The 17,836-nt window shown below is 49.6% G+C and carries 21 protein-coding genes; all 21 read left to right on the top strand.

Features of this window, described 5'->3' with window-relative positions:
* The first annotated feature begins 105 nt into the window (after window positions 1–105).
* The 21 genes from O9139_RS30695 (at window position 106) to O9139_RS30595 (ending at window position 17,833) form a co-directional block, all read left to right on the top strand.
* Window positions 106–456, top strand: a complete 351-nt coding sequence (locus tag O9139_RS30695; protein WP_270885542.1) for a histidine triad nucleotide-binding protein — start codon at window positions 106–108, stop codon at window positions 454–456.
* A gap of 112 nt (window positions 457–568) precedes the next feature.
* Window positions 569–742, top strand: coding sequence for a 30S ribosomal protein S21 (gene rpsU / locus O9139_RS30690; protein WP_010491812.1), 174 nt, complete (start codon window positions 569–571; stop codon window positions 740–742).
* 8 nt (window positions 743–750) lie between these two features.
* Window positions 751–1,194, top strand: coding sequence for a GatB/YqeY domain-containing protein (locus tag O9139_RS30685; RefSeq protein WP_270885541.1), 444 nt, complete (start codon window positions 751–753; stop codon window positions 1,192–1,194).
* Between the two features lie 299 nt (window positions 1,195–1,493).
* Window positions 1,494–2,156: an NfeD family protein gene (locus tag O9139_RS30680; protein ID WP_270885540.1), complete on the top strand. Its 663-nt coding sequence runs from the start codon at window positions 1,494–1,496 to the stop codon at window positions 2,154–2,156.
* Window positions 2,157–2,169: 13 nt separating this feature from the next.
* On the top strand, window positions 2,170–3,159 hold the full coding sequence (floA, locus tag O9139_RS30675; RefSeq protein ID WP_270885539.1) for a flotillin-like protein FloA: 990 nt from the start codon (window positions 2,170–2,172) through the stop codon (window positions 3,157–3,159).
* A 20-nt stretch (window positions 3,160–3,179) separates the two neighbouring features.
* On the top strand, window positions 3,180–3,743 hold the full coding sequence (locus O9139_RS30670) for a hypothetical protein (RefSeq protein ID WP_270885538.1): 564 nt from the start codon (window positions 3,180–3,182) through the stop codon (window positions 3,741–3,743).
* Between the two features lie 153 nt (window positions 3,744–3,896).
* Entirely contained in the window at window positions 3,897–4,175 is a 279-nt protein-coding gene (gene yqfC, locus O9139_RS30665; protein WP_270885537.1) for a sporulation protein YqfC, read from the top strand.
* 35 nt (window positions 4,176–4,210) lie between these two features.
* Window positions 4,211–5,404 (top strand): sporulation protein YqfD, encoded by a 1,194-nt coding sequence (gene yqfD / locus O9139_RS30660; RefSeq protein ID WP_270885536.1) that lies wholly within the window; start codon window positions 4,211–4,213, stop codon window positions 5,402–5,404.
* A 6-nt stretch (window positions 5,405–5,410) separates the two neighbouring features.
* Window positions 5,411–6,376 carry a PhoH family protein gene (locus O9139_RS30655; RefSeq protein ID WP_270885535.1) on the top strand — a complete coding sequence of 322 codons (966 nt, stop codon included), beginning with the start codon at window positions 5,411–5,413 and terminating at the stop codon, window positions 6,374–6,376.
* Between the two features lie 40 nt (window positions 6,377–6,416).
* Window positions 6,417–8,645 carry an HD family phosphohydrolase gene (locus O9139_RS30650; RefSeq protein ID WP_270885706.1) on the top strand — a complete coding sequence of 743 codons (2,229 nt, stop codon included), beginning with the start codon at window positions 6,417–6,419 and terminating at the stop codon, window positions 8,643–8,645.
* Between the two features lie 21 nt (window positions 8,646–8,666).
* A complete protein-coding gene (ybeY, locus tag O9139_RS30645; RefSeq protein ID WP_270885534.1) occupies window positions 8,667–9,191 on the top strand; it encodes an rRNA maturation RNase YbeY in 525 nt (174 codons plus the stop codon).
* The gene (locus tag O9139_RS30640) at window positions 9,191–9,895 is read left to right on the top strand and encodes a diacylglycerol kinase family protein (RefSeq protein ID WP_270885533.1); all 705 of its coding nucleotides are present in this window, start codon (window positions 9,191–9,193) and stop codon (window positions 9,893–9,895) included. Before ybeY ends, O9139_RS30640 begins: the two co-directional genes overlap by 1 nt.
* Window positions 9,896–9,933: 38 nt before the next feature.
* Window positions 9,934–10,353 (top strand): cytidine deaminase, encoded by a 420-nt coding sequence (locus O9139_RS30635; protein WP_270885532.1) that lies wholly within the window; start codon window positions 9,934–9,936, stop codon window positions 10,351–10,353.
* The gene (gene era / locus O9139_RS30630; protein WP_270885531.1) at window positions 10,346–11,245 is read left to right on the top strand and encodes a GTPase Era; all 900 of its coding nucleotides are present in this window, start codon (window positions 10,346–10,348) and stop codon (window positions 11,243–11,245) included. Before O9139_RS30635 ends, era begins: the two co-directional genes overlap by 8 nt.
* Window positions 11,246–11,325: 80 nt before the next feature.
* On the top strand, window positions 11,326–11,478 hold the full coding sequence (locus tag O9139_RS30625) for a YqzL family protein (protein WP_270885530.1): 153 nt from the start codon (window positions 11,326–11,328) through the stop codon (window positions 11,476–11,478).
* Window positions 11,479–11,511: 33 nt separating this feature from the next.
* Window positions 11,512–12,261 (top strand): DNA repair protein RecO, encoded by a 750-nt coding sequence (gene recO / locus O9139_RS30620; RefSeq protein ID WP_270885529.1) that lies wholly within the window; start codon window positions 11,512–11,514, stop codon window positions 12,259–12,261.
* A gap of 173 nt (window positions 12,262–12,434) precedes the next feature.
* Window positions 12,435–13,256: a pyruvate, water dikinase regulatory protein gene (locus tag O9139_RS30615; RefSeq protein ID WP_377525566.1), complete on the top strand. Its 822-nt coding sequence runs from the start codon at window positions 12,435–12,437 to the stop codon at window positions 13,254–13,256.
* Window positions 13,257–13,361: 105 nt separating this feature from the next.
* Entirely contained in the window at window positions 13,362–13,826 is a 465-nt protein-coding gene (locus O9139_RS30610) for a YaiI/YqxD family protein (RefSeq protein WP_270885527.1), read from the top strand.
* A 48-nt stretch (window positions 13,827–13,874) separates the two neighbouring features.
* Window positions 13,875–15,722: a DNA primase gene (dnaG, locus tag O9139_RS30605; RefSeq protein ID WP_270885526.1), complete on the top strand. Its 1,848-nt coding sequence runs from the start codon at window positions 13,875–13,877 to the stop codon at window positions 15,720–15,722.
* Between the two features lie 36 nt (window positions 15,723–15,758).
* A complete protein-coding gene (gene rpoD, locus O9139_RS30600; protein WP_270885525.1) occupies window positions 15,759–16,877 on the top strand; it encodes an RNA polymerase sigma factor RpoD in 1,119 nt (372 codons plus the stop codon).
* Between the two features lie 125 nt (window positions 16,878–17,002).
* Window positions 17,003–17,833, top strand: a complete 831-nt coding sequence (locus tag O9139_RS30595; protein WP_270885524.1) for a hypothetical protein — start codon at window positions 17,003–17,005, stop codon at window positions 17,831–17,833.
* Window positions 17,834–17,836: the final 3 nt, after the last annotated feature.

Here is a 17,836-nt window from a genome sequence, read left to right as displayed (position 1 = left end):
GCAATTGTTCCAACATGATTCGGAAGATGGATTGGATTTTTTCTTTTCTTTCCGATAAAATTAAAGAAGCGAAGATTTATTCGAATAGTTGAGGGGGACCGAGGCGTGGGTGATTGTATTTTCTGCAAAATAATCGAAGGAGAGCTTCCTTCCAAAAAAGTTTACGAGGACGATCATGTCCTGGCTTTTCATGATATTCAACCTGCAGCGCCGATCCATGTTCTAATTATCCCCAAGAAGCATTTCGCATCTCTCGATGCTGCTGGTGAAGAAGACTGGGCTATTGTCGGACAAACCCAACGCGCAGCGCAGAACATCGCCAGAGAACTTGGCGTGGCGGAGTCCGGCTATCGTGTCGTAACTAACTGCGGATCCAATGCTGGACAAGTCGTTCATCATCTTCATTATCACTTGTTGGCAGGCGCGAAACTGGCGCCGTTAGGGGTTGCCAATTAAGAAGATTCATCCCAAGTTTACTTTCGCATTGACACCCCTAGTTTGATAACCTATAATGAGATTTGATGAACCGCTTTGTCTTGGACGGTCTGTTCGGAGGGAGGGAAAACTGGTGTCAGAAACTCGAGTTCGCAAGAACGAAACTATAGATGCTGCACTTCGTCGCTTTAAGCGTTCCATCGCTAAGGATGGCGTTCTAGCAGAGGTTAAAAAACGCAAACATTATGAGAAGCCTAGCGTTAAGCGTAAGAAGAAGTCAGAGGCTGCTCGTAAGAGAAAGTTCTAGGAGGCAACATGAGCTTAAGCGAAAGATTGAACGAAGATATGAAGCAAGCGATGAAGAGTCAGGACAAGTTCAAACTCTCTGTTATCCGTATGGTTCGTTCTACGATTAAGAATTCAGAGATTGATCTGAAGAGAACATTGGATGACAATGAAGTGCTTGACGTTCTAACTCGTGAGATCAAGCAGCGTAAGGATTCCCTCCAAGAATTTGAAAAAGCAGGCAGAGATGATCTGGCTGCGAACCTGCAAGCGGAACTTGTCATTCTCACTGAGTACATGCCGCAACAGCTTTCCGAGGAAGAAGTGAAAGCCATTGTACAGCAGACCATCCAGCAAGTTGGTGCTTCTTCCAAAGCGGATATGGGCAAAGTGATGACGGCATTGATGCCACAGGTCAAAGGACGTGCTGACGGTAAAGTAATCAATCAGCTCGTTCAACAATTTTTAGGTTAATACACAATTGTTCGGTGAGACCGGAAGGATTAAATCCTTCCGGTCTTTTTCGTTTGCACGCGCGTACAGATGGGAGAAGAGAGTACAGAGTATGGAAGTTGCTGCGTGCTGCGCGTGAGAGAGCTGCAAAGCAAGAAAGTTGGATTGCACGCCCCACAAAGCTCGTGTGAGGAGCTAGAAAGCTAGAAAGTCACTTTGTACATGCTGCGCCATTACTCAACATTTTGAAACAGTTTATGTCATCAAACGTACATATTAGTAGATGGGACCAAGGCAGACGCGGAAAGGAGTGAAATCTATTGTTTGCAGAACATTTGTCAGCTTTTCTTACACATCCGGTTACAGCTACAGTGTTGTTGGTGATAGGTATCGTAGGGATCACCTTGGAATTGTTATTTTTCAGCAGCGGCTTGCTGGCAGCGGCAGGGGTCGTCGGGTTTGCCCTTTATTTTCTTGGTTTCTATTTAGCGGGATTTGTCGGGTTTGGGGACTTGGCTGTGTTTGGAATCGGGATTGTCCTGTTGATTCTGGAGCTAGTCGTACCGAGTTTTGGCATCTTGAGTGTGCTCGGGGCTATCTGTCTGTTTGGCGGTGTCCTGATGGCGGCAGCGGATCCAAAGCAAGCGGGGATCATGCTAGGGATTGCTTTATTGGTGGCGATCATAGCTGTAGCCGTGGCCGTCAAGTATTTTAGGCATCGCGGCGTGTGGAACCGTTTTATTCTAAAGGAGCAGCTAACGACGGACAAAGGCTTTACAGCAAGCCCAGACCGTGCTTTTCTGGTGGGGATGCAAGGAACAAGCATCACGCCGCTGCGCCCCGCCGGCACCGCCGAGATTCAAGGTGAACGTGTCGATGTGGTGACAGACGGCGGTTTTATCCCCGCCGGTAGGACGATCGTCGTGGTCATGGTGGAAGGGACGCGGGTCGTTGTCCGTGAAATTTTTGAACAAAATAGTTGAGGAGGATTTTTTCATGCCTATTGATTCCAGTTTCTATGTGTTGATCCTAGCAGCGGTCATTATTATCGCTTTGGCGATTCTGCTCAGCGTCGTACCTGTGATGCTTTGGATTTCGGCGTTGGCATCCGGCGTGCGGATCAGCATTATTACATTGATTGCGATGAGGTTGCGCCGCGTCATTCCAAGCCGGATCGTAAATCCGTTGATTAAGGCGACGAAGGCAGGCATTAGTTTAAGCATCAATCAATTGGAAAGCCATTTCTTGGCTGGCGGTAACGTGGACCGTGTCGTCAATGCACTAATTGCTGCCCACCGCGCCAACATCCACTTGGAGTTCGAGCGTGCGGCGGCGATTGATTTGGCCGGACGTGACGTACTTCTAGCTGTACAGATGAGCGTTAACCCACGTGTGATTGAAACGCCAACTGTTTCGGCGGTGGCCAAAAATGGGATTGAGGTAAAAGTAATTGCGCGCGTCACAGTTCGCGCCAATATTGACCGACTGGTCGGCGGCGCCGGTGAAGAAACGATTATTGCCCGCGTCGGCGAAGGGATTGTCACGACCGTAGGCTCCAGCGATTCCCACAAGGATGTGCTGGAAAATCCGGACCTTATTTCCCGAACGGTTCTGGGCAAAGGGCTGGATGCCGGAACCGCTTTTGAAATTTTATCCATCGATATTGCCGATGTGGATGTAGGCAAAAATATCGGCGCCAACTTGCAGACAGAGCAGGCAGAGGCCGATAAGCGCATTGCGCAAGCGAAGGCGGAAGAACGACGCGCCATGGCGGTGGCGGCGGAGCAGGAGATGAAAGCCCGCGTCGTGGAGATGCGCGCCAAAGTCGTTGAATCCGAATCGCAAGTCCCACTGGCGATGGCGGAAGCGCTGCGAAGTGGTCAATTAGGTGTAATGGACTATATGAATCTCAAAAATATTGACGCCGATACGCAAATGCGCTCATCACTAGGCAAAATGAATGACGGCAAAACGGAGAAGGAGTAACAGGAAGGAAGTGCCGCATTTTGGAAAAACTCATTTTCTTCTTGCTGGATCACTGGTATATCATCGCTGTCATTTTGGCCATTTACTATCAAATTCGTAAAGGCTGGAAGTCTGCGACAAAAACGAATCCGACCAAGCGGGAGGGCCAGATGGGCATGCCGTCTTTTGGCGGCCGCCCTGGGACCACTGCTAGGCCCCAAGAGGCGCCTAAGCCTGCAGAAGTGCCGGTACAGGGGCGGTACGCCGGAGCGGGGCAGAGGACGAGCCAGCAGGGCGAGCAGCGCGCCATGACGCCGCCAGCTCGCCGTAACTCGCGGGAGGCGTACAGCACCGTGGCGGCACCCGTCTTGCGGGAGCCGAGCCCTGGTGCGCCTGACGACTCGCTGGCCGTTCACCGCAAGGCGTCACCGTTCCGCTCCGCGGCTCGGGACAACGCCATCGCTGAGCCTGAATCGGCGGAGGCCGCCCCGGCCGCGCGCGAACAGCAGCCGCTGCAGCTTACACCGCAGCAGCTTGCCCAAGGCGTGGCCTGGGCTGAGATCCTCGGCCCGCCGAGATCGAAACAACCCTATCGCCGAAGATAACGATTTGCTGCAAGGGAAAACCCCGCTGGATACGTCCAGCGGGGTTTTTGCACTTTTATCTCATAAATGGCGGTTTCTAAGCATAATTTGGTAAAAAGTCTATGCGCGCGCCTGCCGCCGAGATCATCAAGTTAGAGGGGGTACTGCCCAACTATGCGTCGCTTGACCCGCAAATGGAACCAGTTCACAGCCAAAATCCTCGATCTTCCCCAGGATGTGGTGCAGGACTTGCCGCGCATTACGATGATCGGCAACGTACAGCTTTATGTGGAAAATCATAAAGGCGTGTTGCATTTTTCCAGCGAGCATTTGAAGCTTGAGCTGACGAAAGGAAAGCTGGACGTATTCGGCAAGCAGTTAGTCATCCGGGCGATTTTGTCGGAAGAAGTATTTATCGAAGGCATTATCGACGATGTGAAATACATTCCATAGATACATGTGATTTGTCATGAACAGGAGGACGTATCATGAAGCAATCGATTTTCATTGCCCGCCTACGGGGTTATGTGCGCATTGAACTGCGGGGCAAGGGCTGTGAGGAGATGATCAACCCCATGATGGAGAAAGGCTTCTCCATATGGGATATTAAGCCTGTCGGCGAGGATAAGCTGGAGCTGTACATGATGCTGCGGGACTTTTTCCGGCTTCGGCCGTTGTTGAAACGGACAGGCTGCCGGGTGCACGTCCTCACGCGCCATGGACTGCCATTTTTTATGGAAAGGCTGGGACGGCGCAAAATTTTTCTTGGCGGCATCGCCGCTTTTGTCATCGCGCTCTACCTCCTGACTTCACTTGTCTGGCAAGTGAGTGTAGAAGGGAACGATCGCATATCGGATTCAACGATTTTGCAAGCAGCGGAGAAGCAAGGCATCCATACGTTCCAATGGAAGTTCAGATTGAAAAAAAGCGAAGAGCTTTCCAGGGACATTCAAGCGATGCTGCCGGATGCCGCCTGGGTCGGTGTAGAAATTCGTGGCACGCATATCACGATTAAAGTCGTCGAAGCGACGCTGCCGGATCGCAAGCCGCTGATGAATCCCAGGAACCTGGTTGCCACCAAGAACGCCCTCGTCACGGAAATCCAGTCTGTCAAAGGCAGACCGATGGTGAAACCGAATACGTACGTCCGCAAAGGGGACGTGCTGATTTCTGGCGTGATTGGCGATGAAGCGCACAATCAGGTTGTCGTGGCAAGCGGAACGGTGCGGGGGATCGTCTGGTATACGTCCAAGATTGAAGCTCCTCTGACCACAAGCTATAAAACGTACACTGGCCAAACGGCGAGCCGGAACTATATCGTATTTGGCAGTCGAGCGCTTAAAATAACGGGATACGGAAAACCGCAATTCGCCCAATCCGAGGTCATACCTGAACGTACAACGCTCCAGTGGCGCTCTTTTACGCTGCCTATCGGCTGGCTGCACGAGAAGGTGATGGAAGTGAATTTGGTAGAGGAAGCATTGGATGAAGCGACGGCGAAAAAGACCGGAATCGAGCAGGCTCGAGCTGAATTGCTCAAAGCTGCAGGCCCGAATTCTCGCCTCACAGGTGAAAAAATTTTGCATGAAAAAACAGAGAATGGTAAAGTTTATATGGAAGTGCATTTTGAAGTGGAAGAAAATATAGCAGAAGAGCAACCAATTGTGACACAAGGAGAATGAGGCCTTTTGGTAGAAAACGCGCAATCCGTGAAATTGACTTTGAAGAATCCGGCCGAAGGGTTAGCATTGTTCGGTCCGCAGGACAAATTCCTGCATTTGATTGAACGTGAAATTAACGCCAAAATCTATACGCGGGAAGAAGAAATTACAATTCAAGGAGCGGCTGCGGAAGTCAACTCACTTCAGCAGCTTTTTGAAGTTTTATTGCAGCTGATCCGCAATAATTACACGTTGACAGAGCGCGATGTCCATTACGCTGTCGAACTTGCCAAGCAAATGAAAGCGGATCAATTGCTGGATTTGTTCAAAGGCGAGATTACGACCACGCATCGGGGCAAGCCGATTCGCGTGAAGACCATCGGCCAGCGTCAGTATGTCGAAACGATTAAGAAGAAAGATATCGTATTCGGCGTAGGTCCAGCGGGTACAGGCAAGACCTATCTGGCGGTCGTTCTTGCCGTCACGAGGCTGAAGGAAGGCGCCGTGAAGCGCATTGTCCTGACACGCCCTGCTGTCGAAGCTGGCGAAAGTTTGGGGTTCTTGCCAGGCGATCTGCAGGAAAAAGTTGACCCGTATTTGCGCCCATTGTATGATGCTCTTAATGACGTTTTAGGACCTGAACAAGTGGCCAAGTCGCTGGAGCGCGGTTTGATCGAAATCGCCCCTCTGGCCTACATGCGCGGACGGACGCTGGATGATTCTTTTATCATTTTGGACGAGGCGCAAAATACGACGCCGGAACAAATGAAAATGTTTTTAACCCGTCTTGGTTTCGGTTCCAAAATGGTCATTACCGGAGATGTGACACAAATTGACTTACCTCGCGGCAAATCGTCAGGGCTCGTAGAAGCGAACCGTATTCTCCGCAATATTGAGGAAATCGGCTTTATTTATTTCGATGAGCAGGACGTTGTTCGTCATTCTCTCGTACAGAAGATTATTGTCGCTTACAACGCAGAGAACGAGAAGTGAGGAAGCTCGGTTGATCTGAAGAGAGGAATGACCTTCCGTGATGAAGAATGAAGTGCAAATTAAAGGCAAATTTCATTACCAGCTGATCGGATGGAAATATAGCGCGTGGGTGCGCTTGACGTTGTTTCTCTTGCTGGCTCTCATCTTTTATATGTCGCTTTATGCCAAGCTTGTTCCGCAAGTGTATGATATCCAGCTAGGCGCGACCAGCGAGAAAACGATTTATGCACCAAGACAATTAGAGGATGCTGTCGCCACCGAGCAAGCGAAAGAAGATGCGGCCAAACACGTTCAACCGGTTTATCGGATCGTCAATCTGAAGAACGATGCCGCGATTGATGCTATTTTTGATAAATTATTACAAATTAATGCAGATGAAGAAGTGAAATTCGACGATAAAGTCAGCATTTACCGCCGGGTCGTCCCGCAGCTGATCAGCGATCAGGAGAATCAGTCCATTCGTGCGCTGCGCGACAGCGGCCAGTATAACGATTCGCTTCTGGAACAAATTCAGACGGGGCTTGCCGATCAGCAGTATTCACTGCCTGAAGAGGCCTTTTTTAAGCTTCCCCGCTTGACCAAGGAAGATTTGACGGCGATGCTGCCAGTGACGAAGGATATCGTTTCGAAGCTGATGAACGATCAGATTTTGGATGCGCAAACCGCGCGGGCCAAAGTGGCGGAACAAGTCAACACATCCAACTTGACGAAGAACACGTCCAGGGAGATGGTGACGGAGATCGCCCGGGCCGTTATTACCCCGAATAAGTTTTTTGACCAAAAAGGTACGGATGACGCAAGAGGACAAGCTCGTGAAAATGTAAAGCCGGTGTACATCAACAAGAATGATGTGCTGGTCAACGTAGGCGACGTGATCACGGAAGATTTGTATGCAAAGCTGGATAAGCTGGAGCTGCTGAAGGATAAAGCGAACCATCTGCCGCAGCTGGGCTTAGCAGTCTTGTCCGCCTTACTGTCGTTCGTGATTTTCATGTTTGTCCGTCAAAGCACGCTGCCGATTACGTATAACAATTCGCAGCTTGTGATGTTGATTCTCATTTTCATCATCGATATTGCAGGTATGAAAATCATCTCAATCGGTCAGAATCTGGATTATCCGTATATTGGCTATTTGGCGCCAACGGCGATGGGCAGTATTCTGGTTGCGATTTTGCTTGATGCGCCGATGGCGTTCATCTCATCGGTATTGTTTTCGCTCATGGCGAGCATTATCTTCAATTCGGAGCATATGCTGCTCTTTGATTTCAGGTACGGTTTAGTGAGCTTGGTCATTTGCTTCGCCGCCGTATTCACGATTCAACGCGCCAGCCAACGGGCGACAATTTTGAAAGCGGGCCTCATGATTTCATTCTTTTCGGTGCTCACGATTACCGCCATGATGCTCATGGAGGATCATTTCGCGAAGAAGGATGCGATTATGTCGCTTTCCTTTGCAGCTGCCGGCGGGTTGCTGACAGTCGTCTTCGTCATCGGGCTGCTGCCATTCTTCGAGATGGCGTTCGGCATCCTGTCGCCGCTCAAGTTGGTCGAGCTATCGAACCCTAACCACCCGCTGCTGCGCAAGCTGTTGACGGAGACGCCGGGTACTTATCATCACAGCGTGATGGTCGGCAATCTGTCGGAGGCTGCGGCGGAATCGATTGGAGCGGACGGGCTGCTCTGCCGGGTCGGTTCCTATTATCACGATATCGGCAAGACGAAACGTCCGAGCTACTTTATCGAGAATCAAATGAACATCGAGAATCCGCATGACCGGATTGATCCGAATTTGAGCAAATCGATCATCGTCGCCCATCCGCGCGATGGTGTCGAGATGCTCAAGGATTACAAGATGCCGAAGGCGATTCGCGATATCGCCGAGCAGCATCACGGTACGACGCTGCTGCACTATTTTTATTACAAAGCAGTGAAGCAGGCGGAGGAGGAAGGCTCCGAGAAGGAGATTCGCGAGGAAGATTTCCGCTATCCCGGTCCGAAAGCGCAATCCAAGGAAGCGGCGATCGTTGGCATCGCGGACAGTGTCGAGGCGGCCGTGCGTTCGCTGCGTAATCCGACATTGGAGCAGATCGATTCCATGGTGCACAAGATCATTAAGTCCCGTTTGGATGACGGACAATTCAACGAATGCGATCTGACACTCAAAGAGCTGGATACGATTGCCCGAACGCTGAATGAAACATTGCTTGGCATCTTTCATGCCAGGATCGAATACCCTAGCGAGCTGGCTTCCAAAAAGACCGGCTCCTAAAGCGAATAAGGAGGCTGCCGCATGGCAAGTGTAGACTTGACGCTGGAATGGAGCAGCGAGCAAGAAGTCAAAGAAATCACGCCTGAATTTGTAAGCAAATTGGAAGAGCTGCTGCGCCTGGCCGGCGAGCTGGAAGGCGTCGAAGCCGGCGAAGTGGCGCTGACCTTTGTGGATGATGAGGCGATTCACGAGCTTAACAAGCAGTACCGCGATATCGATAAGCCGACCGATGTGCTGTCGTTTGCCATGAGCGAATTTGGCGAAGATGAGATTGAAATTCATTATGAACAGGACGAAGAAGACGCTGCGGAGGATGACGCGGAGGCGGAATCATTCATTGAACCGCTCGGCGACATCATTATTTCCGTGCCGCGGGCGATCGCACAGGCCGAAGATTATGGCCATTCGGTAGAACGCGAGCTCGGCTTCTTGTTTGTACATGGCTTTCTGCACTTGATCGGCTATGATCATGAAACGGAAGAAGAAGAGAAAGTGATGTTCGGCAAGCAAGAGGAGATTTTGCAGAAGGCAGGTCTTATCCGCTAATGACGGACGGCTTCCGTAAATGGCGCAGGAGTTTCCGGTATGCATACGAAGGAATCAAATATGCCCTTGATACGCAGCGCAATATGAAATTTCATTTTTGCGTTGCTTTTCTCGTTTTATTCGCGGCATTGTTCTTTCATCTGTCGAAGTCGGATGTCTTGTTTATTTTGCTGGCCGTCACGCTCATGATTGTCACTGAATTGATTAACACCGCGGTGGAAAAAGCGGTCGATCTGGCAATGCCGGATCAGCATCCCCTGGCCAAGATTGCCAAGGACGTCGCTGCGGCGTCCGTCTTGGTGTCTGCGGGCTTTGCCGTCATCGTCGGCATGATCGTCTTCTACGAGCCGATCGACCGTCTATTCCGGCAAGCCAAGCTCCAGCATGCGCCGATCTCGGCCGGCGGGATCTTGGTGTTGATCGCGCTAGTAATCTTAACTGTAATTGTAATAGAAACGCGTTTCTCTGACAGAGGCAAGCTCGTCAGACCCAGTCTTTTGGCGGCAATTGCATTTGCCGTGTCGACCGTGATAACATACTTTGTCAACTTAACGATCGCCGCGCTGTTGGCGTATCTGCTATCTGCACTTATTTTTATCATATTGTATGACAAAAAGACGAGACCCTTTCCCGCATTATTTTTGGGTGCGTTGATCGGTATTTTTGTAACGATTCTCGCCTTCGTTTGTTTACACATGCTTTAGATGAGCAGCAGCTTACATAGGGAAAGGATGAAATAATCATGGAACCAGAGCAATTGCTTGGTCATGCAGCTGAGGCTATGAAAAAAGCTTATGTCCCATATTCAAATTTTCGCGTAGGCGCCGCGCTGCTTGGGGATGATGGTCATATCCACCATGGCTGCAATGTGGAAAATGCGGCTTACGGACCCACGAATTGTGCGGAGCGTACAGCTCTTTTTCGTGCTATCGCCGACGGCCATGCCAAAGGGTCGTTTCAGGCCATTGCAGTCATTGGCGATACAGAAGGGCCGATCTCGCCCTGCGGCGTTTGCCGTCAGGTGCTGGTTGAGCTGTGCAGCCCCGATATGCCGGTCTATCTCGGTAACTTGAAAGGGGATATCGCAAAGATGACGGTCGCAGAGCTGCTCCCAGGGGCGTTTACAACCAAAGATCTACAATGGAGGAACAGCAGTGAGTAAAAAAGAGTTTAAATCAGGCTTTGTCGCGATCATCGGGCGCCCGAATGTGGGAAAATCCACACTGATGAACCAAATCATCGGGCAAAAGATTGCCATCATGTCGGACAAGCCGCAAACGACAAGAAACAAAATCCATGGCGTATATACATCTGAAAACGGCCAAATCGTTTTCCTGGATACGCCAGGTATCCATAAGCCGACGTCCAAGCTCGGCGATTACATGAGCAAGGTGGCACACGGCACTCTCGGGGAAGTGGACGCGATTCTTTTTCTCGTGGATGTTGTCGAAGGACTTGGCGGCGGTGACCGCTATATTATCGAGCAGCTGGGGCGTGTGGATACGCCCGTCATTCTGGTCTTGAACAAAATTGACCGTGTGGCGCCGGAAGATCTGCTCCCGGTCATTGTTCAATACAAAGACCTCTACAACTTTGCGGAGATTGTTCCTATTTCTGCGCTTCAGGGCAATAATGTGACGACCTTGCTGGAGCAAATCGTCCGCTATTTGCCGGAAGGCCCGCAATATTACCCGGCGGACCAAATTACGGATCACCCCGAGCAATTCGTCTGCGCGGAGCTCGTGCGTGAAAAGATCCTTCACATGACACGTGAAGAAGTACCGCACTCGATTGCCGTACAAATCGAAGATATGCGTGTCGAGGAAAGCGGGCTCGTCCGCATTTCCGCCGTTATTTTCGTCGAACGTGATTCCCAGAAAGGGATCATTATCGGTAAGCAGGGCAGCCTGCTCAAAGAAATCGGCAAACAAGCGCGCAAAGATATTGAAGCGCTGTTAGGTTCCAAGACATTCCTGGAACTTTGGGTGAAAGTGAAAAAAGATTGGCGCAACCAGGAGCGCGTGCTGCGCGACCTTGGTTTCCGACAAGACTAACTGGGATTTTTTGCAAGGAATAGATCGGCACCATCCTCCTCATCCTATGGATATCACGATCGATGGGGAGGATGCTGCACATGAAAGACTTTTCGTGGAAGTATTTTTCAATGACCGGTGATGTAGATGCCTACCTTCTGTATAAACAAGTTACCGTGCAACCAGGGATGGAAGCAGAAGCGCAGGAGGAGGATCAAAGTAACGAAGAGCCCCTGGATGGATTGGACGCTTAGACTGTCCACTAGGCGGCACATGGGGGACGTCAATTGCTGCGCAGCGTACAAGGGATCGTGCTTCGTAGTATGGACTACGGAGAGGGGAACAAAATCATCAGTTTATTCACGCCTGAGCTGGGCAAAGTAAGTGTCATGGCTCGCGGCGCTAAGAAAGTGAAGAGCAGACATGCCGCCGTTACGCAGCTATTTACGTACGGCGATTTTGTATTTTTTAAACAAAAAGGGCAAATGGGGACGCTGAATAGCGGGGAAATCATTGATGCGCATCATCCCTTGCGCGAAGATCTTTATATGTCCGCTTACGCCTCCTATCTCGTAGAGATGACAGATAAAATGCTGGGGGATGAGGAAGGCAGCACGTACTTGTTTGAACAGGTCAAAGCAGGGCTTGCCGCCATTGAAGAAGGCAAAGATATGCAGATTGTGACGCATATTTACGAAATGAAAATGTTTGACTTAGCCGGCTATTTACCGGTTACAGACGCATGCGTCTCCTGTGAGTCGGATGCGCCCATCACAGCCTTCAGTCCAGCAATGGGCGGGATTCTGTGTGCACGCTGCCGTCACAAGGACCCGGTCGCTATTCCGATCGGAGAAGGGGCATTAAAGCTGCTGAAGTTATTCCCACGAATGGATATTCGCAGGCTCGGCGCCGTGCAGGTGAAGGAAGAGACGAAAGCGCAGCTCAAGAAATGCATGCGAACTTATATGGATGTCCATGTCGGCGTTCAATGGAAATCGAGAGGATTTATTGAGCAGATGGAGAAATATAATATCTAGTAGCAAGAAATTGACAGATCAGAGGCCCTCTGATATGATTTGTTGAAGTTCTCTCGCCATATGCGGATGCATATTGGTGAGTTTTTTTGTGCTTTCGTTCTGTTCTTGACAAGCTTACATACTATGGACATAGGAAGGACTCCATCCATATGGAAAAGGAGAGCAGGAAGATGATGGACCATCAAGCAACTACGCGCGTTTATGTGGTATCCGATTCGGCCGGGGAGACCGGTGAAGCCGTCGTGCGTGCCGCGGCGATGCAGTTTTATCCCGCTCACGTCGATATCGTTCGCGCACCATTCATTCATGATTCCGAAGGGATCGACAAGGTACTGGGCACAGCTAGCGCGCATGGCGGCATCGTTGTGTTCACCTTAGTCATTCCCAAGCTTAGAGATGAGTTGATTCGAAAAGCGAAAGCGCTGCGTATACCTTATATTGATTTGCTCGGCCCGATCGTTTCCTCGTTGGGGCAAGCGCTGCAACAGGAGCCGCGCCGACAACCCGGTATGATTCATCCGCTGGATGAAGAATATTTCAAAAAGGTTGAGGCCGTCGAGTTTGCTGTGAAATACGACGACGGACGGGATTTCAGCGGCATCCAGAAAGCGGACATCGTGCTATTGGGCGTATCCCGCACATCCAAGACGCCGCTCTCTATGTACCTAGCGCATAAGCGGCTTAAAGTGGCCAATGTGCCATTGGTACCAGAAATGCAGCCGCCTTCTGCGATCTACTCGATTCCCAAAGAGAAGATTATCGGTCTGCGGATTGATCCGGATAAACTGAACGTCATTCGCCAGGAGCGGCTTAGAACCCTCGGGCTTGCGGAAAATGCAACCTATGCAAATGTAGAACGTATTAAAATTGAACTGGAATTTGCAGACAAAATTATGAGCAAAATCGGTTGTGTCATTTTTGACGTGTCCAACCGCGCCGTGGAAGAAACTGCCAGCCTAATCCTTGATCACATCGAGCATGTGGAGCGCGGCTAAGAAAGGTTAGGCAAGGTTTTATCTGCTTTATGCAGGATTTTTTGTAAGTCCATCGTATATAATATTACGGTGAAGCAGAGACCTGACATCGGAGGCTGGAGTGCGATGCAATCAAGAAGGATCATCGTTGATGCGGATGCTTGTCCGGTGAAGAAGGAGATTGAGCAGGCCGGTCGGTTATTTGGCGTTCAGGTTCTGTTGGTGGCGTCGTTTGACCATCGGATGAAAGCTGAAGGCGATGTTCAAGTGGTCCAGGTCGATCGCTCGGATCAATCTGTCGATCTCTATATCGCCAATCATCTTCATAGAGGCGATATATTAGTAACGCAAGATTTCGGACTTGCCGCTTTAGGGCTGGCCAAAGGTTGCATCTGTCTGACGAACCGCGGTCAGCAATATACCGACAGTACGATAGATTTTTTATTGGACCGAAGGCACACTTCCGCCAAGATGCGGAGAAACGGCAAGTACGGCAAGGGGCCAAAACCTTTTACAGAGGAAGATCGTCAATTTTTTCTACATGGTTTGACAAAACTTTTGGAATCTTTGCAGGAAAATAAAAATCAATAGCGAATAATATGAGTTGGAATGTAGACCTGAATTGTAGGTGGAACCAAGATGAGGTACGGACGCATACCTGAAGAGGTCATCGAGGCTGTCCTCAAGCGGAATGATATCGTAGATGTCATTGGCAGACATGTACATTTGAGCAAACAAGGGCATTATATGAAGGGACTCTGTCCATTTCATTCCGAGAAAAGCCCGTCCTTTACCGTGACGCCGGAAAAGCAAATTTACCGCTGCTTTGGTTGTGGAGCGGGTGGCAACGTGATCCGCTTCATCATGGAGATTGAAGGACTCAGCTTCTCCGAGGCCGTTACCAAATTGGCCGAAGAGGGCGACATCCCGATTACTTGGGAAGAGGCAACTGAGGAGCAGAGCGAACAGCAGCGGGAAAAAGCTGATTTGCTAAAGGCATATGATTTCGCTGCCAAATTGTATCATTTTATATTAAATAATACCGATCAGGGGAAAGCCGCCAAGAGCTATTTAGTATCGCGGGGCATTTCGGATAAGCTGATCGAAACGTTTCAAATCGGCTACGCGCCGGCCATGTGGGATACACTCGTTCAACAGCTGGAAAAGCGGGGCTTTTCGCTGCCTCTGATGGAAAGAGGCGGTCTCATCTCTGCCAGACACGAAGGCGGCGGTTATGTCGATAAATTCCGGGAACGGATTATGTTTCCGATTTACGACGCCACCGGCAAAACAATTGCCTTCGGCGGCCGATCCACAGGTGATGCGCAGCCCAAATATTTGAATAGTCCGGAATCGTTCTTATTTAATAAAAGCCGGACTGTGTATAACCTGCATCAGGCTAGACCCCACATGCGCAAGACCCAGCAAGTTGTCCTATTCGAAGGCTATGTCGATGTGATCAAAGCCTGGGAGGCAGGCGTCAGCAACGGTGTCGCGACGATGGGCACGGCTTTAACTAAAGAACACGCGGCATTATTAAACCGCAACGCGGACAAAGTCGTCATATGTTATGACGGCGATAATGCCGGACAATCCGCGGCTTTCAAGAGCATCCCGATTCTTGAGGAAGCTGGCTGCCAAGTCACTGTAGCCATGCTGCCAGATGGCAAAGATCCTGATGAATATGTCAGTACTTACGGTTTTGACCGATTTGTACGGGAGATCATTGAACCTGCCGTACCGTCGATGAAATATAAGCTTTTATACATTCGTAAAAATTTTAAGCTGCATGAAGAAGGTGACCGACTTCGTTATCTGCAAACCGCAGTGAGAATGATTGCCGATTTAGCTTCAACCATGGAACGTGATCATTATTTAAAGCAGTTAGCTTCCGAATTTCCGGACTCGTCATACGAAAGTATGAAATTAGACATGCATGAGATCCTCTTGCAATCGGAAAAAAAACGGACAGATGGGGATAATAAACCATTTCTGTGGAATAATGTTATGAATAATGGGAGAACAACGGAACGAACACGAAGTCAAACACCCGCACTTTTACCAGCTTATCACAACGCCGAACGCCTTCTGCTCGCTGTCATGATGCACGACCGTGAAGTATGTGAGCGAGTGGAGTCCCAGTTAGGCGATGCTTTTAATGTTGAAGCTCACGCAGTATTAGCTGCTTATTTATATGCTTACTACGCTCAGAATACTGAGCCCGATGCAAGCCGATACATTGCCATGCTGCAGGATGAGCAGCTGGAGAGCTTAGCCAGCTCCATTGTGATGATGGGGGCAGGTCACGGAATGAATGATCAAGTGATTGACGACTATATTCGCCAAATCCGCAAAGTTCCGATGCAAGAGGAGATTGAACGCAAGACAGAAGAGAGAGTCCGGGCCGAGCGCGCGGGTGATCCTCTACGAGCAGCACAAATAGCAATTGAGATTATTGCCCTAGAAAAAAGATTGAAGTCAACGTAGATCTACGTAATCACTAGGGAGGAGGGAGTCCGTACTATGGCGAATGATCAGCGTACAGAACTAGAGACAGAATTAACTCTGGAGCAGGTGAAAGACCAGCTTATCGAACAGGGTAAAAAAAGGTCCTCACTGACTTACAAGGATATTATGGAGAAATTGGCTCCCTTCGATCAGGATCCGGAACAAATCGATGAATTTTTCGAACAGCTCTCCGAGCACGGCATTGATGTGGGGAACGAGTCTGACGATGAAATGTCGATGAATCCTGACGAACAGGAGCATGACGAATTCAACTTCGACGATGATTTGGCTTTGCCGCCAGGCATTAAGATCAATGATCCGGTACGGATGTATTTGAAGGAAATCGGTCGTGTCCCGCTGCTTTCTGCAGAAGACGAAGTCGATTTGGCCAAACGGATTGAGAACGGGGACGAAGAAGCGAAGAGACGCTTGGCAGAAGCCAACTTAAGACTCGTGGTTAGTATCGCGAAGCGCTATGTAGGACGGGGCATGCTGTTCCTGGATTTGATTCAGGAAGGGAATATGGGTCTCATTAAAGCGGTAGAGAAGTTCGACCACACCAAAGGCTACAAATTCAGTACCTATGCGACCTGGTGGATTCGTCAAGCAATTACTCGCGCGATTGCCGACCAAGCGAGAACAATCCGTATCCCGGTACATATGGTTGAAACAATAAACAAACTGATTCGCGTCTCGCGACAGTTGCTGCAAGAGCTCGGGCGAGAGCCGCTTCCGGAAGAAATCGCCAAAGAGATGGATCTGACGACTGACAAAGTCCGCGAGATCATGAAAATTGCGCAGGAACCCGTATCGTTGGAAACGCCGATCGGTGAAGAAGATGACTCGCATTTAGGTGATTTCATCGAGGATCAAGAAGCTTTGGCGCCTGCCGATGCTGCGGCGTATGAGCTGCTCAAGGAACAGCTTGAGGATGTGCTGGATACGTTGACAGAGCGGGAAGAGAATGTGCTTCGCTTGCGGTTTGGCTTGGACGACGGTCGCACGCGCACATTGGAAGAAGTGGGTAAAGTATTTGGCGTTACGCGGGAGCGGATTCGTCAAATTGAAGCCAAAGCGCTTCGTAAGTTAAGACATCCGAGCCGAAGCAAACGCTTGAAAGATTTCTTGGAATAGTAGCTGTGAGAAGGCCCTGCCGGCTGCGGCGGGGTCTTTTTTTGTCCATTGCTCAATATGGTAAAAGTTCTGCTAAAAGATGCAGGCATTCCCACCGATATAGTAGCTAGGAGTGTGAATGTGCGATGGATGCAGATAAAAGAAAAGTGATTATCAAAGAAATTGAACACTGGCGGAGAAGCCGGTTACTGCCTGAGCATTACTGTGACTTTCTGATGAATTTATATTTGGAAGACGGTATGGAAAAGCCGAAATTCATTATGGGAATATCCTCCACTTCGGTGACCGGCAGTAATTGGAAAATATGGATGGTTACAATGGCGATGATAGCCGCTGTTGCCTTATCTGCTCTTAATTTTAACTCTTTTGGATTACCAATGCAAATTGGAATAACGACGCTTTTTGTCGTCATCTGCTACTGGTTTGCCTATCGGAGACATCGCGATACGCCTATTTGGAGTTACTTATCTTGCGGAGTTGCCTCAGTGGCAATGCTGTTCATCGGGCTCTATTTGCTTGATTGGCATGGGATCCATGAGCCTTCAGCCTACATCGGCTATCTTGCTTTTTGCAGTTTGATATGGCTGCTTACAGGATTTGCCGGACGGATGGCCATCTTCCAATTCTGCGGTTGGGTCGGTTTAATCGGTGTATACGGGTGGATGTTGATGAAGCATCTAAATCAGCCGAATTGGCTCATACTTGAAATAAGTTGGATTCCCGTTAGTATATTACTTATATGGATCGGGTGGCTTGCACATCATAGCAATAAGCAGGCTGCAGGGGTGCTGATGCTGACAGGCGCTCTGGTTTGGTTTATCCCTGAGGCGCTTACTTTTATTGTAGATGTCGATATCTCGACGCAGATCATCCAGCTATCTTTTGTAGGAAAACTGGTGAGCCTTGGTGTAGCTTTATTTATGTTACGTAAAAATTGGGTAGAGTGGGTAATGTGACAA

The organism is Paenibacillus aestuarii (assembly GCF_027789125.1).
In the GTDB taxonomy this organism is placed as follows: Bacteria; Bacillota; Bacilli; order Paenibacillales; family NBRC-103111; genus Paenibacillus_E; species Paenibacillus_E aestuarii.
Note: the sequence above shows the minus strand (reverse complement) of the source record. Positions and strands in the feature narration are given on the sequence as shown.